The sequence below is a fragment of the Streptomyces sp. NPDC090025 genome (genome assembly GCF_044748125.1).
Taxonomy (GTDB): Bacteria; Actinomycetota; Actinomycetes; order Streptomycetales; family Streptomycetaceae; genus Streptomyces.
In genome coordinates this window covers 124,322-139,786 of sequence record NZ_JBIVFL010000012.1, presented here as the reverse complement: position 1 = coordinate 139,786, position 15,465 = coordinate 124,322, and the positions used below count along the sequence as shown (strand labels likewise).

Genomic DNA, 15,465 nt, shown 5'->3' with positions numbered 1-15,465 from the left:
GAAAGGAGCGAAATGAACGAAAGGAACTAAAAGCGCCGAAACGTACGAGACGTACGAGACGAGCGACGTGAACGTGTGGTGACACGTGTCAGCAAGGTGTGTGAACCTTGTGTAGCACTCGAATCCGGCCATCCGCCAGACCCTGAGCCGGATCGTTCTGGAAAGATGCCGGATCGATGAGCCAGTCACCCAAGCAGTCCGCCGGACACTCCGTCCCCACCAGCGCCGACGTGGCGCGGCTCGCGGGGGTCTCCCGGGCCACCGTGAGCTACGTCCTGAACAACACCGCCGCCGTGCGCATCAGCGAGCCCACCCGCCGCAAGGTCCGGGAGGCCGCCGAGGAGCTCGGTTACGTGCCCCACGCGGCGGCCCGCAGCCTGCGCGCCGGCCACAGCCGGATGGTGCTGATGCCCACCGCGCACGTGCCGATCGGCCCGCTCTACAGCCGCTTCTTCAACGAGCTCCAGTGGGCGCTGCGACGGCTCGACTACACGGTGGTGCAGTACGGCAGCATCGGCCTCGACGCCGAGGAGGCGGCCCGGGCCTGGGCCGAGCTGCGCCCGGTCGCGGTGGTCTCGCTCGGCCAGGTGGAACTGACCCCGCCCGGCGTCGAACTGCTGCGCCGCTCCGGCGCCCGCGCGGTGATCACGGTCGGCCCGCAGGAGGTCGCGGGCACCCACGCCCTGGTGATGGACCAGACCCAGGTCGGCCGGGCCGCCGGCGCCCATCTGGTGGAGCGCGGCTGCCGCGCCGTCGGGGTGGTGATGCCCGAGGAGCCGGGCCTGGAGATGTTCTCCGTACCGCGCCTCGAGGGCGTACGGGAGGCCGCCGGTGCCGCCGGCGTCAGGGTCGTACCGCTGCCGCTCGGGTACGAGGAGGAGCCCGCCGCCGCACTCGCCGAGAAGTGGCGTGATCTCGCCCTCGACGGGGTGTTCGCCTACAACGACGAGTACGCGATGCTGCTGATGCGCGCGCTCCAGGACGCCGGGATCGACGTGCCCGGCGAGACCGCCGTCGTCGGCTCCGACGACCTGGTCATCGGGCGGCTGCTGCGGCCCCGGCTCAGCACCGTGCGGATCGACATGGTCGGCGGCAAGGAACTCGCCGAGCTGGTCGACCGGGTGGTGCGGGACCCGGACGCGGCGCCGGAGCGCCATGAACTCCTCGCCTCCGCCGTGGTCCACCGCGAGTCCAGCTGAGCGCGGTGCGGCCGGTCGGCTTAGCGTCGGGGCATGAGCACACACCCGAAGCGGTTCGAGATCCTGCTGGTCCCGGCGCACGTGGAGAACCGCGGCGACGCCTCCGTCGCGGACAGCGCCGTCCGCTCGGCGGTCGTCGAGGCGACCGGCCGCACCGGCGAGTCCGGCTACCCGATCTACGAGGGGCACGGCCTGATGGCCGACATCGACCCCGACTCCGGGACGGTGGAGGCGCTGCTCGTCGACGGGCGCGAGCTGGACTACGGCCTGACGGCGCTGACCCGGCAGCCGCGGCCGGCCTGAGCGGTGCCGTCCGAGGGGCCGTGGGACCCCGGGGGCGTTGACATGGGGCGTTGACAGGAGGCGCGGGGCGGGCGGAGACTCGGTGGCGGCGGGGATGAAGATTTCTTCACCAGGCGAACAAGCCTCTCCGTCCGACCGTTCCGACACAGGTCACGTGGGAGAGAACCGATGAGCATCCGCGACGTCTACATCGTCGACGCCGTCCGCACCCCGATCGGCAAGTTCGGCGGTGCGCTCTCCTCCGTCCGCCCCGACGACCTCGCCGCGCACGTGGTGCGCTCGCTCGTCGCGCGCACCCCGGCGCTCGACCCGGCCCTGGTCGACGACGTCTACTTCGGCGACGCCAACGGCGCGGGCGAGGACAACCGCGACGTGGCGCGGATGGCCGTGCTGCTCGCCGGACTGCCCACCTCGGTGCCGGGCGTGACCGTCAACCGGCTCTGCGGCTCGGGCATGGAGGCCGTCATCCAGGCCGCCCGCGCGATCGCCGTCGGCGACGCCTCGGTGGTCCTGGCCGGCGGCGTCGAGTCGATGTCCCGCGCGCCCTGGGTGCTGCAGAAGCCCGAGCGGGCCTTCCCCGCCGGACACCAGCAGCTGCACTCCACCACCCTCGGCTGGCGGATGACCAACCCGCGGATGCCCGCCGAGTGGACCGTCGCCCTCGGCGAGGGCGCCGAGCAGGTCGCCGACAAGCACGCCCTCAGCCGGGCGGACCAGGACGCCTTCGCCCTGGCCAGCCACCGCAAGGCCGCCGAGGCGTGGGCCAAGGGCCTGTACGACGGCGAGATCGTGCCGTACCCGGGGATCGAGCTCGCCCGCGACGAGTGCGTCAGGGACACCACCTCGATCGAGGCCCTGGCCAAGCTGAAGCCCGCGTTCCGCCCCGACGGCGGCACCGTCACCGCGGGCAACGCCTCCCCGCTCAACGACGGGGCCGCGGCGCTGCTCCTGGTCGACGAGGCGGGCCTGCGCGAGACCGGCCGCGAACCGCTGGCCCGGATCCGGGCCTCCGCCGTCAGCGGCATCGAGCCGCAGCTCTTCGGACTCGGCCCGGTGGCGGCCGTCCGGAAGGCGCTCGGCAAGGCGGACCGCGGCTTCGCCGACCTGACCACCTTCGAACTCAACGAAGCCTTCGCCGCACAGGCCCTCGGCTGCCTCGCCGAGTGGCCGGAACTCGACCCCGAGGTGGTCAACCCGCGCGGCGGCGCCATCGCCATCGGCCACCCGCTGGGCGCCTCCGGCGCCCGGATCGCGGGCGCGGTCGCCCACCAGCTCGCCGCCGCGGGCTCCGGCACCGGCCTCGCCGCCCTCTGCATCGGCGTCGGCCAGGGCCTCGCGCTGGTCCTGGAGCGCTGAACGCGGCCCGGCGCCGCCCGGCCCGTCCCATACGGAAAGCCCCGTGCGGGGCCGCCGGTACGCGAGAGGGCGGCCCGCCGACCCGGCGGACCGCCCGTACACCCACGGACTCACCCTGACGACAGGACGCCCATCGGGGCATCTGCCCATCGGCGCATCTGTACGGGGTGGTCCCGGGGTCACTGCTCCTTGCTCTGGCCCGCCTGCGCCTCGGCGACCGACTTGCGGACCTCGTCCATGTCGAGCGCGCGGGCCTGGCCGATCACGTCCTCAAGAGCCGCCTCCGGCAGCGCGCCGGGCTGGGCGAAGATCGCGACCTTGTCGCGGACGATCATCAGCGTCGGGATCGAGCGGATCTCGAACGCCGCCGCCAGCTCCTGCTGCGCCTCGGTGTCGACCTTGGCGAACACCAGGTCCTCGTGACGCTCGGACGCGGCCTCGAAAACCGGGCCGAACTGACGGCAGGGACCGCACCAGGAGGCCCAGAAGTCGATGAGAACGAACTCGTTCTCGTCCACGATCTGGTCGAAGTTGTCCTTGGTGAGCTCTACGGTGCTCATGCTTCCTACCCTTCGGTCTCCTGGCGGTTGCCTCACGGTCCCCTGGGGACTCGTCCCGCACAACGGTGGAACGAGCCGCGCTATTCCACGGTGTGCCGTGCCGATCGGCGCGTACCCCCGCAGACTGGTCCCCATGACACGAGCGGTGGAGAATCAGCGGACGCACGAGCGCGCGTACGACGTGGTGGTCCTGGGCGCGGGACCGGTGGGCGAGAACGTGGTGGACCGGGTCAGGGCCGCCGGGCTGACCGCCGCGGTGGTGGAGGCCGAACTGGTCGGCGGGGAATGCTCGTACTGGGCCTGCATGCCCAGCAAGTCGCTGCTCCGGCCCGGCATCGTGCGTTCCGAGGCCCGCTCGATGCCCGGCCTGCGCGCGCGGGCCGAGGCCCCGCTCGACGCGGCCGAGGTGCTCGCCCACCGCGACTGGGTCGTCGGCGACTGGAAGGACGACGGCCAGGTCGACTGGATCCGCTCCACCGGCGCCGACCTCTACCGCGGCCAGGGCCGCCTGGCCGGTGAGCGCACTGTCGTCGTCGAGGGCCCGGAGGGGGACCGGCACGTCCTGACCGCCCGGCACGCCGTCGCCGTCTGCACCGGCACCGGCGCCGTCCTTCCCGACCTGCCGGGCCTCGACGGCGCCCGGCCGTGGACCAGCCGCGAGGCCACCAGCTCCGAGGCGGTCCCGGAGCGGCTGATCGTGGTCGGCGGGGGAGTGGTCGGCGTCGAGATGGCCACTGCCTGGCAGGCCCTCGGCTCCCGCGTCACCCTGCTGGTGCGCGGCGGCGGCATCCTCGACCGGATGGAACCGTTCGCCGGCGAGCACGTCGCCGCCGCCCTGAAGGAGCGAGGCGCCGACATCCGTACCGGGGTCAACGTCACCGCCGTCGTACGGGACGGCGGCACCGGCCCCGTCACCGTCGTCCTGGACGGCGGCGACCATGTCGAGGGCGACGAGGTGCTGTTCGCCACCGGGCGCAGGCCGCGCACGGAGGACATCGGCCTGGAGACGGTCGGCCTGAAGCCCGGCTCGTGGTTCAGCGTCGACGACAGCCTGCGGGTCGACGGCTTCGACTGGCTGTACGCGGTCGGCGACGTCAACCGCCGGGCGCTCCTCACCCACCAGGGCAAGTACCAGGCGCGGATCGCGGGCGCGGCGATCGCGGCCCGGGCCACGGACGGCGAGGCGGCGGCCGACGGCGCGCCGTGGGGCCCGTACCGGGCGACCGCCGACCACGCGGCCGTCCCGCAGGTCGTGTTCACCGACCCGGAGGCGGCGGCCGTCGGGCTCTCGCTCGCCGAGGCGGAGGCCGCCGGGCACCGGGTGCGGGCCGTCGACGTCGACATGAAGGCGGTCGCCGGGGCCGGGCTGCACAGCCCCGGCTACCGGGGCCGGGCCAGGATCGTGGTCGACCTCGACCGCGAGGTCCTGCTCGGCGCCACCTTCGTCGGCCCCGGCATCGGCGAACTGCTGCACTCGGCGACCGTCGCGGTCACCGGCGAGGTCCCGGTCGCCCGGCTCTGGCACGCCGTGCCCGCCTATCCGACGCTGAGCGAGGCGTGGCTGCGGCTTCTTGAGGCGTACCGGGACGGCGCGGGCCAGGGATGACCCCCGGGGAGCGTGCCAACGAGTACGACGCCTTCTGCGCCCGCTGCGGCGGCCCGGTCCCGGCGGGGACGGGGCTGCTGCGGCACGGCGCGCACGGCTGGGAGGTCTTCCACCTCGCGCACGCTCCCACTCCTGGTCCGCCCCCGCCGGGTGATCATCAGGGCTGGCACCGGCGGCTGTTGCTGTCATTGGACATTGGATCCACCGGGCATCGGCCGGGGATCGACCGGATCCGATCGGCGGCGCTGCGGGGGAGCGACGGGACGGCTGTGGACTGGATGTTGGATATCGGATCCGAGATCCAGTATTCGGATGTTGGATCCAACATCCGGGGTGCGAGTACTGGATCCGACGTCCAGGATCCGCGTACCGGATCCAACATCCAAGATCCGCGTACCGGATCCGACATCCTGGATCCGAATACTGGATCTCGGATCCAACATCCGAATACTGGATCCGGTATCCAGCCCGCCGCCGGCCCGGCGCCGACGATGGGATCCAGGATCCACCCGCCTCTCCCACCGCCCCCACCATCCCCACCCCCGTCATCCCCGCCGCCCAGGCCACCCATCGAGGCCCTCGACGAACTCGCCGGTCTCGTCGCCGCCCACCTCGCCGCCAAGCACTTGCTGGTCGTCTGGTTCGCGCCGCACGTCCTCGGCACCCTGCACGCCGAACTCCGCAGGCACGGCCTCGCTCCGCTCTCCGAGCGGCTGCCCGCCGGGGTCGCCCCGATCTGCGACCCGCTCGTCCTGGACCGGCACGCCGACCGCTATCGCCCGGGCAGCCGTTCGCTGCGCGCGGTAGCCGCCTGGTACGGCGTCCCGCACGAGCACCCCGGCGATCCCGCCGACGACGCTGCCGCGGCGCTCGCTCTCGCCCGCACGATCGCCGCGCGCCACCCCGCGCTCGCCAAGCTGTCCCGGCCCGCCCTGCACACCGAGCAGATCCTCTGGTACGCGGAGCAGACGGCCCGTCACCCGGACGCGCCCGGCTGGCCGTTCGACCCGGTCGAGCCGCGCGCCTGGGAGCCACCGCAGCCCTAGGCCGTGTCTTTTGGATCATGCCGGGCTCGCGGCGCCCGGCACGCACTCCCCCGTAGCCCTTCGGGCACGGGAGGTACCCCCAGCCGCGTTGTCGTCACTCACCAACGGCCCCCGCAGCCCTTCGGGCGCGGGGTACCCCCACCGCGTTGACTCCTCCCCCGCCGCCTTCGGCGCGGGAGGTACCCCCACCTCCGCCTTGCGAGCGCACGCACCGGACCCCGCTCACTGACCCGGCCTGACCCCAAAGACACGGCCCAGCCCGGCCCGCCGACCGGCTGAGTCAGGCGCGCGGCACCAGCAGTTCCGCCGCCGTGCGGGCCGTCGCGAGCGCGCCGCGTGCCACCTCGTCGCCGCCCGCCGGGGCGCCGAGCACCACTCGGGTGCTCAAGCCGTCGAGGAGAGCGAGGAGTTCGGAGGCGCGGGCGGGGACGTCGGTGGGGGCGAACTGGCCCCGGTCGACGCCCGCCGTGAGCAGCGCCTCAAGATCCCGCTGCCAGCCCTGGTCGAGCTCGCGCTGCGCGGCGCGCAGTTCGTCGTTGGCCGGGATGCGCGCCCACAGTTCGATCCACAGGGTCCAGCGCGGATCGCGCGGGCCGCGCGGCAGATAGAGCTGGAGGAACAGGTCGAGGCGGCGCGGCGCCCCGGCCCTGCGGGCGAGCAGCGCGCGGCGCTCCTCGGCCAGCGCGGCCTCGCTCCAGCGCAGCGCGGCGAGCAGCAGCAGGTCCTTGCTGCCGAAGTAGTACAGGATGTGCCCGCCGCTGGTGCCGAGCCGGTCGGCGAGCGCCGACATGGTGAGGGCGGCGAGGCCGTCCTCGGCGATCGCGGACATGGCCTCGTCCAGCATCCGCTCCCGCGTGATGCTGCCGTCCCGCCGCCGTCCCGTACGCGCCGCAGCTGCCACCGGTCCCGCCCCCGTCCTCTCCGCCTGTGCGCCTGTCCGCCCGCGTGCCGCGGCCGTCCGCGCACGGGTCGACCCTAACCGCAATCGTCCGGGGTCTTGACGTGGCCTGAACCCAGCCCCCATCTTGAATGCCGTTCAAAGAGTTAGAACGTCATTCAAGGAAGGTCGCCCCACGGGCGCCGTCCGAGAGGTGTCGTTCACGCATGCCACGCGAGCCCGGAGCGATCTCTCCCTCCGGATCTCCCCCTCCGACTCCCGAGATGAGGTGCGAGGTGCCAGGACCCGACACGGCGCCCGAAGCGGCCGCGCCCGCCGATCCCGCCGCCGCCCCCACGGCCGCAGTCGCCGCCCCCACGGCCGCCGCCCCCACCGCCCGCGACCAGGTCTTCCAGGTCGAGGGCCACGGCATCGACCCCATCCCCGACGCCGAACGCCACGGCGGCGCCAAGGACCTCTTCTGGCTGTGGTTCGGCTCGAACCTGACCTTCACCTACGTCATCAACGGCGCCCTCGCCGTCTCCTTCGGCCTGTCCTTCTGGCAGGCCACCGCCGCCGTCGTGCTCGGCGGCCTGTCCTTCTTCGTCATCAGCGCCGCCGGGCTCAGCGGCGTCCGCACCGGCACCGCCACCCTGGTCATCTCCCGCGCCGCCTTCGGCGTGCGCGGCAACTGGCCCGCCGGACTGCTCAACTGGGTGGTCGGCATCGGCTACACGGTGGTCAACACGGTCGTCGGCACCCTCGCCCTCGAAGCCTTCCTCACCGACCTCGGCCTGCCCGGCGGGCCCCTCCCGCGCGCCCTCGCGCTCGCCGTGACCCTCGCCCTGACCTTCGCGGTCGCCCTGTGGGGCCACGCCACCGTCCAGTGGGCCGAGCGCTGGATGGCCTACGTCCTCGCCGTCGGCTTCGCCGCCCTGATCGCCTTCCTGCTGCCCGGCGCCGACACCGCGGCGCCCGCCACCGGGCCCGGGGCGGCCGGCTGGAGCCTCGCCCTGGTCGTGATGTTCGCGGGCCCCTTCTCGTACGTCCCGATGCCCGCGGACTACACCCGCTACCTGCCCCGTACCACCAGCCTCAAGGCCCTCACCTGGAGCGGCGGCCTCGGCGGCCTGGTCTCCTCGGTGGTACTCGGCGTCGCGGGCGCCGCCGCCGCGACCCAGGCCGACATGACCGACGCCGTCGCGGGCGCCGAAGGACTGCTGCCCGGCTGGTTCCGGCCGCTGTTCCTCGCCCTCGTGCTCGGCGGCTCCGTCACCAACTCGATCATCACGCTCTACTCGTCCAGCCTGAACCTCCAGGTCCTCGGCATCCCCTGGAGCCGCGCCCGCGCCATCCTGGTCAGCGGGGCGGTCACCGCGGCCGGGTCGCTCGGCGCGCTGTTCCTCGTCGACTTCACCACCTCGCTGCTCTCCTTCCTCTCCCTCCTGATCATCGTGTTCGCCCCCTGGGGCGGCGTCTTCCTCGCCGACATGTGGCTGCGCCGCTGTACGTACGACGCCGCCGCCCTGCACGCCGGGCCCGAGGGCGCCTACGGCTACCGGCGCGGCTGGCACCCCGCCGGGCTCGCCGCGCTCCTCGCCGGAATGGTGTTCGCCGCCCTCACCTGCGACTCCGCGCTGTGGACCGGACCGCTGGTCGCCCCGCTCGGCGGCGCGGACCTCTCGCTGCTCGGCGCCGTGGTCGCCGCCGCCGTCCACCTCCTGCTGGCCCGCCGCACCGTCCGCCCCCTCACCGCCTGAGCCCACGCCCGGCCCCGTACCCCAACCCCCGTACCCCGCCCCCCGTACCCCGACACCCGCACCCCACGCACCAGGAGCACCACCCCATGACCCACCCCGCAGCGGCCCCCGTCGCCGCCCCCACCCCCACCCCCGCCGACCTCCTCCTCGTCCACGGCCGCCTCCACACCGTCGACCCCGCCCTCCGGGAGGCGGAGGCGCTCGCCGTCCGCGACGGCCGGATCGTCTGGGTCGGCGCCGACGCCGAGGCCGCGCGCTGGGCGGGGCCCGCCACCACCGTCCTCGACGCCCGGGGCAGGCTGGTGCTCCCCGGTTTCATCGACGCCCACAACCACGTCCGGCTCGGCTCCGACGACGCCTGCGTCCAACTCGCGGGCGCCCGCGACCTCGACGAGATCCACGCCCGGATCCGCGCCTGGCGCGCCGATCATCCGGACGCCGGCTGGATCGAGGCCGAGGCGTTCGACTACTCGGCCGTCCCGGGCGGCCGGATGCCCACCGCCGCCGATCTCGACCCCGCCACCGGCGACACCCCCGCCCTCGTCCTGTCGTACGACGTCCACACCGCCTGGCTCAACACCGCCGCCCTCCGCCTGCTCGACGTCCGCGCCGACCGCACCGACCTGCCCTTCGGCACCGCCGTCACCGACCCCGAGACCGGTCAACCCACCGGATTCGTCAAGGACTTCGCCGTCAAGGGGCTCTCCAGGGACGGCCATCGCGCGCTCGCCGCGCTCGGCGTGCCCTGGGCGTCGCCGGACCGGCAGTACGGGCGGCTCGCCAAGAGCCTGGACGACGCCATCGGTTACGGCATCACCACCGTCGTCGAACCGCAGAACTCGCTCGACGACCTCGCGCTGTTCCGGCGCGCCCGCGCCGAGGGCAGGCTGCGCTCCCGGATCGTCGCCGCGCTGTTCCACCCGCGCGGCACCACCGACGCCGACCTCGACGAATTCGCCGCGGCGGCCGTCGAGTTCGCCGACGACCGGCTCCGGGTCGGACCGCTCAAGCTCTACATCGACGACGTCGTCGAACCGCGCACCGCAGCCCTCCTCGAACCCTACGCGGGCTGCCGCCACCACCGCGGCGACACCTTCTACCCGCCCGAGGAGTTCGCCGCGCTGCTCGCCCGGCTCGACGCCCGCGGCTTCCAGTGCTTCGTGCACGCCACCGGCGACCGGGGCATCCGCACCGTCCTCGACGCCGTCGCCCACGCCCGCGCCGTCAACGGGCCGCGCGACGCCCGCCATCAGGTCGTCCACGTCGAATGCCTCGACCCCGCCGACACCCCCCGGTTCGCCCGACTCGGCGTCACCGCCTGCATGCAGCCCCGGCACGCCGCACCCGACATCGCGGGCCCCGGCCAGGACTGGGCCGAGAACATCGGCCCCGAACGCTGGCACAAGGCATGGCCGTTGCGCAGCCTGCACCGGGCCGGGGCGCTGCTCGCGCTCTCCAGCGACTGGAACGTGGCCGAGATGGACCCCATGATCGGCATCCACGCCGCCGTCACCCGCCGCGCGCCCGGCGGCGGACCGGCCTGGACGCCGGAGGAGACCCTCGACGTCGCCACCGCCGTCGAGGGCTACACCATGGGCTCCGCGCGGGCCAACTTCCTGGAGCACGAGCGGGGTTCGCTCACCGTCGGAAAGCTCGCCGACCTCGTCGTACTCTCCCGTGACATCCTGCGGGCCGACCCCGACGACATCCCCGGAACGGTCGCCGAGACCGTCGTCGTCGGCGGCGAAGTGGTGCACACCGTCACCGGCTGACGGTCCTTCACCCGGGCCGCGCAAATGGACTGGTGGCCTCACTTCCAAGATCGTAAAGTCGCCGACATGACCGAACAGCAGAACGATCAGGCCACCAAAGCTCCTTACGCACCCGTGCTCACCCGGCACGCCGAGGCCGAGACCTGCGCCGACCCCAGCAGCGTCATGACCCTCCTCGCCGACTCCGACGGCACCGCCGACGGCTTCACCAGCTACCGCTCCACCTTCGCCAAGGGAGCCGTCGGCGCGCCCGCCCACTTCCACACCAAGGCGAGCGAGCTCTTCTTCGTCATCAGCGGCGCCCTCCAGGTGCTCGTGAACGACGAGATCAAGATCCTCGAGGCGGGCGACTTCCTCGCCGTGCCGCCGCACACCCCGCACGCCTTCGCCGCCGCCCCCGGCAGCGAGGCGGACGTGCTGTTCGTCTTCACCCCCGGCATGGGCCGCTTCGACTACCTCCGGCTGCTCGGCAGCGTGATGCGCGGCGAGACCGACCCCAAGGAGATCGCCGCCTCCGCCGAGAAGTACGACAACCACTACGTCGACAGCCCGGTCTGGCGCGCCGCGCTCGAAGCCGCCAAGTGACGGCGACGGCCCGATGATCGACGCCGCCGCCCACATCCGGATCGCCCGTCCGTCGCGCGATCTCGTCGCCGCCGAGCGCTTCTACGCCGACGGCCTCGGCCTCGACGTCCAGTGGCGCGTGACCGCACCGGCGCCCGGGGAGCACCAGCTCCTGATGGTCGGTCCCGCGGGCGGCGGCTGGCACTTCGAGCTGACCCGCGACCCGGCCGCCGACCGGCCGGTCGAACCGGCCCCGACCGTCGACGACCTGTTCGTCGTCTATCTGGGCCACCCGGTCGACGAGTCCCTGGTCGAACGGCTCGTCGCGCACGGCGGCCGCCGCGTGCCCGCGCACAACCCCTACTGGGACGAGCACGGGGTGACCGTCGCCGACCCGGACGGCTACCGCCTGGTCCTCTGCTCCCGCACCTGGGGCTGACCGCGTCCGGTACGGGACCCGCGCCAGGTCCCGTACCGGGGCTCGTACACGATCCCGTGCCGGATCCCGCCGTCCAGAGGTCCGCCCGCCACCCGGGGGAGTGAAGCGCGTGTCCGCCACCTCACCACCCCTGGTCAACGGCGCTCCGGTCACCCCACCATGGCCTCGGCGGACCCGACCAGGTCTCCGCCCCCGCGCGCGGACGTAAGGCGGACCCCGGTGGCCGGAAGTCGAAGAACGCTCTTCGGAAGTCTGACGCTCAGTCTGTTCCTGGCCCTGGGCGGCCTGTTGCCGCCCGCGCACGCCGACCCGACCCCGGCCGCCCCGCGTGCCGCTTCGGGGGCCGACCCGCGCGCCGAGCGCCGTACCGCCGTCGACGTCCCCACCGTCTCGCACGACACCCTGCGCACCGGCTGGGACCAGGACGAGCCCGGCCTCGCCCCCGACCAGGTGTCCAGCTCCGACTTCGGCCGCCAGTTCACCACCACCGTCGACGGCCAGGTCTACGCCCAGCCGCTCGTCGTCTGCTCCACCCTGATCGCCGCCACCGAGAACAACAAGGTGTACGGGCTGGACGCGGCCACCGGGGCGGTCCGCTGGACCCGGAGCATGGGCGCCCCCTGGCCCGCCGCCACCGTCGACTGCGGCGACCTGGTCCCGAACATCGGCATCACCTCCACCCCCGTCCACGACCCCGCCACCGACACCCTCTACCTCACCGCCAAGGTGAACGACGGCCCCGACCCCCAGCACCCCGGCTGGTACGTCCACGCCCTCGACCCGGCCACCGGCGCCGAACGCTCCGGCTGGCCCGTCAAGGTCGCCGGGGCCCCGGCCAACGACCCCTCCCGCGCCTTCAACCCGCAGACCGCCGCCCAGCGCCCCGGCCTGCTCCTGATGGGCGGCTCGGTGTACGCGGCCTTCGCCTCGCACTGCGACCGCGGCCCCTACGTCGGCTACGTCCTCGGCGTCAACACCACCACCCGCCGCACCACCCTGTGGGCCACCGAGGACTCCTCCGCCAACGGCATGGCCGGCATCTGGATGAGCGGCGGCGGCCCGGTCTCCGACGGCCCGGGCCGGATCATCGTCACCACCGGCAACGGCGTCACCCCCGCCCCAGGACCCGGCACCCGGCCGCCCGGCCAGCTCTCCCAGTCCGTCGTCCGGCTCGGCGTCAACAGCGACGGCACCCTCTCCGCCCAGGACTTCTTCAGCCCCGCCAACGCCAACCAGCTCGACCTCAACGACACCGACCTCGGCTCCGGCGGCCCTGTCGCGCTGCCCGCCACGCCCTTCGGCACCAGCGCCCACCCCAAGCTCCTGGTCCAGATCGGCAAGGACGGCCGGCTCTTCCTGCTCGACCGCGACGCCCTCGGCGGCCGCGCCCAGGGCCCCGGCGGCACCGACCAGGTGCTCGGCACCTTCGGCCCGTACGAAGGGGTCTGGGGCCACCCCGCCGCGTACGGCGGCCAGGGCGGCTATGTGTACACGATCGGCTCGCGCGGTCCGCTGCGCGCCTTCGCGTACGGCCTGACCGGCGACGGCAGGCCCACCCTCAGCAACACCGGCGGCAGCGTCGAGAAGTTCGGCTACACCTCGGGCTCGCCGGTCGTCACCTCCACCGGCACCAACCCCGGCTCCGCCCTCGTCTGGGCGATCGCGTCGGACGGCGCCAACGGCGCCAACGGCCAGCTCCGCGCGTACGACCCGGTCCCCGTCGACGGCACCCTGCGGCTGCGCTGGTCCGCCCCGATCGGCACCGCCGCCAAGTTCACCGTCCCCGCGACCGACGGCGGCCGGATCTACGTCGGCACCCGCGACGGCCACGTCATCGGCTTCGGCCGCCCCGCCAACGCCGCCCTCACCAGCAGCCCCGTCGACTTCGGCAAGGTCGCCGTCGGCGCCTCCGGCAGCGCCGAGGCCACCGTCACCGCCACCCGCGACCTCACCCTCACCGCCGTACGCACCCCCGCCGACAGCGCCTTCACCGCCCGGCCCACCGGACTGCCGCGCACCCTGCGCACCGGCGACACCTACACCGTGCCGGTCGGCTTCGCGCCGACCGCGCCGGGACCCGACAGCTCCGTGCTCACCTTCACCACCGACCTCGGCGACAGCGCCGTCGGCATGAACGGCTACGGCACCCGGCCAGGACTGCTCGCCGCCCCCACCGAACTCGACTTCGAGACCGTCGCCACCAGCACCGAGAAGTCCCTCGGCGCCACCTTCACCAACACCGGCACCGAACCCGAGACCATCTCCGCGACCGGCCCGCCCGCCGCCCCCTTCACCGCCACCGGGCTGCCCGCCGCCGGTACCGTCGTCCAGCCCCAGCAGTCCGTCTCCGTACAGATCGCCTACGCGCCCACCGCGAACGGCGACGACACCGCGAGCCTCACCGTGACGGGGCAGCACGGCACCGCCACCGTCGCCCTCAAGGGCACCGCCGTCACCGGCGAGGCCCGGCTCACCGTCACCCCGACCTCCACCGACTTCGGCACCGTCAAGGTCGGCCGGTCCGTCACCAAGACCTTCGACATCAGCAACACCGGCAACATCCCCCTCACCATCACCAAGGCCAAGGCGCCCGCCGCGCCCTTCCAGGTCTCCAACCCGCTCAGCGAGGGCCAGGTCATCGGCCCCGAGGACGTCGTCCACCAGGCCGTCACCTTCGCTCCCACCGCCCTCGGCACCGTCAGATCCGCCTACCAGCTCACCTCCGACGACGGCCACGGCCCGCAGGACGAGACCCTGACCGGCACCGGCGCGGCGGGCACCGGCGTCACGATCCCCGGCCCCGACGCGGGCGGCTGGCGGCTCAACGGCACCGCCCAGATCTCCGGCGGCGACCTCCAGCTCACCCAGGCCACCGCGGACCAGCGCGGCACCGCCGTCTGGCCCGTCCCCGTCCTCACCGACGGCCTCAAAGCCACCTTCACCACCGTCATCGGCGGCGGCACCGGCGCCGACGGACTCTCCTTCGCCCTGCTCGACCCCGCGCGGACCACCCCCGCCGCCCTCGGCGCGGGCGGCGGCGGCCTCGGCTACAGCGGCCTGCCCGGCGTCGCCGTCACCTTCGACACCTACGACAACGGCGCCAAGGACCCCTCCGCCAACTTCCTCGGCATCGCCACCGGAGGCACCGCCGACGCCCTCACCTACGCCGCCACCACCACGAACATCCCGCAACTGCGCACCGGCAGCCACACGGTGAGCCTCGCCGTCACCGGCCGCACCCTCACCGTCTCGATCGACGGCACCCAGCGGCTCAGCACCTCCGTCGCCGCCCTGCCGCCGACCGCCCTGCTCGCCTTCACCGGCGCCAGCGGCGGCAGCACCGACATCCACGCCGTCCGCCGGGTCACCGCGACCTCCCCCGGCTACGCGGTGCCGCCACCGGGACCCAACGGCTGGACGTACAACGGCGGCGCCGCCCTCTCCGGCACCACCCTCCAGCTCAACACCCTCGCCACCGCCCAGCGCGGCACCGCGATCCAGGGCACCGCGATCCCGTCCGCCCGCCTCAAGGCCCGCTTCACCGCCACCATCGGCGGCGGCACCGGCGCCGACGGACTCGCCCTGCTGCTCCTCGACGCGGCCCGCGCCACCCCCAAATCCCTCGGCGCGGGCGGCGGCGGCCTCGGCTACAGCGGACTCCCGGGCGTCGCCGTCACCCTGGACACCTACGACAACGGCGCCGCCGACCCCTCCGCCAACTTCGTCGCCGTCGCCACCAGCGGCAGCGGCGGCACCCTCCGCTACGCGGCCACCAGCACCAAGGTGCCCAACCTGCGCTCCGGCAGCCACACCGTCGACGCCGTCGTCACCACCACCGGGCGGCTCCAGATCAGCGTCGACGGCACCCGGGTGATCGACGTGGCGGTGACCCTGCCGAAGAACGTCCTCGTCGGCTTCGGCGCGGCGACCGGCGGCCGCACCGACCGCCACGCCGTCACCGCCGTCCGGATCGGCTACTGAGC

Annotated in this window: 12 protein-coding genes; 10 read left to right on the top strand and 2 right to left on the bottom strand. The window is 73.9% G+C overall.

The genetic code is table 11. The features are described from left to right. Positions 1-176: 176 nt before the first annotated feature. From ACIPXM_RS25530 to ACIPXM_RS25520, 3 genes are all read left to right on the top strand, one after another. Complete coding sequence (locus tag ACIPXM_RS25530; protein ID WP_401659543.1) at positions 177-1,199, top strand: LacI family DNA-binding transcriptional regulator; 1,023 nt, start codon at positions 177-179, stop codon at positions 1,197-1,199. 33 nt (positions 1,200-1,232) lie between these two features. Further along, a complete protein-coding gene (locus tag ACIPXM_RS25525) occupies positions 1,233-1,502 on the top strand; it encodes a hypothetical protein (protein WP_401659540.1) in 270 nt (89 codons plus the stop codon). A 168-nt stretch (positions 1,503-1,670) separates the two neighbouring features. After that, positions 1,671-2,858, top strand: a complete 1,188-nt coding sequence (locus tag ACIPXM_RS25520; protein WP_401659537.1) for a thiolase family protein — start codon at positions 1,671-1,673, stop codon at positions 2,856-2,858. A gap of 179 nt (positions 2,859-3,037) precedes the next feature. Here ACIPXM_RS25520 and trxA read toward each other — a convergent pair whose 3' ends face one another. Continuing rightward, the gene (gene trxA / locus ACIPXM_RS25515) at positions 3,038-3,418 is read right to left on the bottom strand and encodes a thioredoxin (RefSeq protein ID WP_401659535.1); all 381 of its coding nucleotides are present in this window, start codon (positions 3,416-3,418) and stop codon (positions 3,038-3,040) included. Between the two features lie 133 nt (positions 3,419-3,551). Here trxA and ACIPXM_RS25510 point away from each other — a divergent pair, with 133 nt between their 5' ends. Both ACIPXM_RS25510 and ACIPXM_RS25505 read left to right on the top strand, forming a co-directional pair. Then, a complete protein-coding gene (locus tag ACIPXM_RS25510; RefSeq protein WP_401659532.1) occupies positions 3,552-5,024 on the top strand; it encodes a dihydrolipoyl dehydrogenase family protein in 1,473 nt (490 codons plus the stop codon). 491 nt (positions 5,025-5,515) lie between these two features. Further along, positions 5,516-6,070, top strand: coding sequence for a hypothetical protein (locus tag ACIPXM_RS25505; protein WP_401659529.1), 555 nt, complete (start codon positions 5,516-5,518; stop codon positions 6,068-6,070). Between the two features lie 280 nt (positions 6,071-6,350). Here the strand turns inward: ACIPXM_RS25505 and ACIPXM_RS25500 are convergent, their stop codons facing one another. Further along, on the bottom strand, positions 6,351-6,914 hold the full coding sequence (locus tag ACIPXM_RS25500; protein WP_401659863.1) for a TetR/AcrR family transcriptional regulator: 564 nt from the start codon (positions 6,912-6,914) through the stop codon (positions 6,351-6,353). 464 nt (positions 6,915-7,378) lie between these two features. On the opposite strand from ACIPXM_RS25500, the gene ACIPXM_RS25495 reads away from it, so the two are divergent. From ACIPXM_RS25495 to ACIPXM_RS25475, 5 genes are all read left to right on the top strand, one after another. After that, positions 7,379-8,707, top strand: coding sequence for a purine-cytosine permease family protein (locus ACIPXM_RS25495; RefSeq protein ID WP_401659861.1), 1,329 nt, complete (start codon positions 7,379-7,381; stop codon positions 8,705-8,707). A gap of 86 nt (positions 8,708-8,793) precedes the next feature. Continuing rightward, positions 8,794-10,479: an amidohydrolase gene (locus ACIPXM_RS25490; RefSeq protein WP_401659527.1), complete on the top strand. Its 1,686-nt coding sequence runs from the start codon at positions 8,794-8,796 to the stop codon at positions 10,477-10,479. Positions 10,480-10,545: 66 nt separating this feature from the next. Continuing rightward, a complete protein-coding gene (locus ACIPXM_RS25485; RefSeq protein ID WP_401659525.1) occupies positions 10,546-11,064 on the top strand; it encodes a cupin domain-containing protein in 519 nt (172 codons plus the stop codon). A gap of 13 nt (positions 11,065-11,077) precedes the next feature. Next, complete coding sequence (locus tag ACIPXM_RS25480) at positions 11,078-11,482, top strand: VOC family protein (RefSeq protein ID WP_401659523.1); 405 nt, start codon at positions 11,078-11,080, stop codon at positions 11,480-11,482. 219 nt (positions 11,483-11,701) lie between these two features. Then, a complete protein-coding gene (locus ACIPXM_RS25475) occupies positions 11,702-15,463 on the top strand; it encodes a choice-of-anchor D domain-containing protein (protein WP_401659521.1) in 3,762 nt (1,253 codons plus the stop codon). Positions 15,464-15,465: the final 2 nt, after the last annotated feature.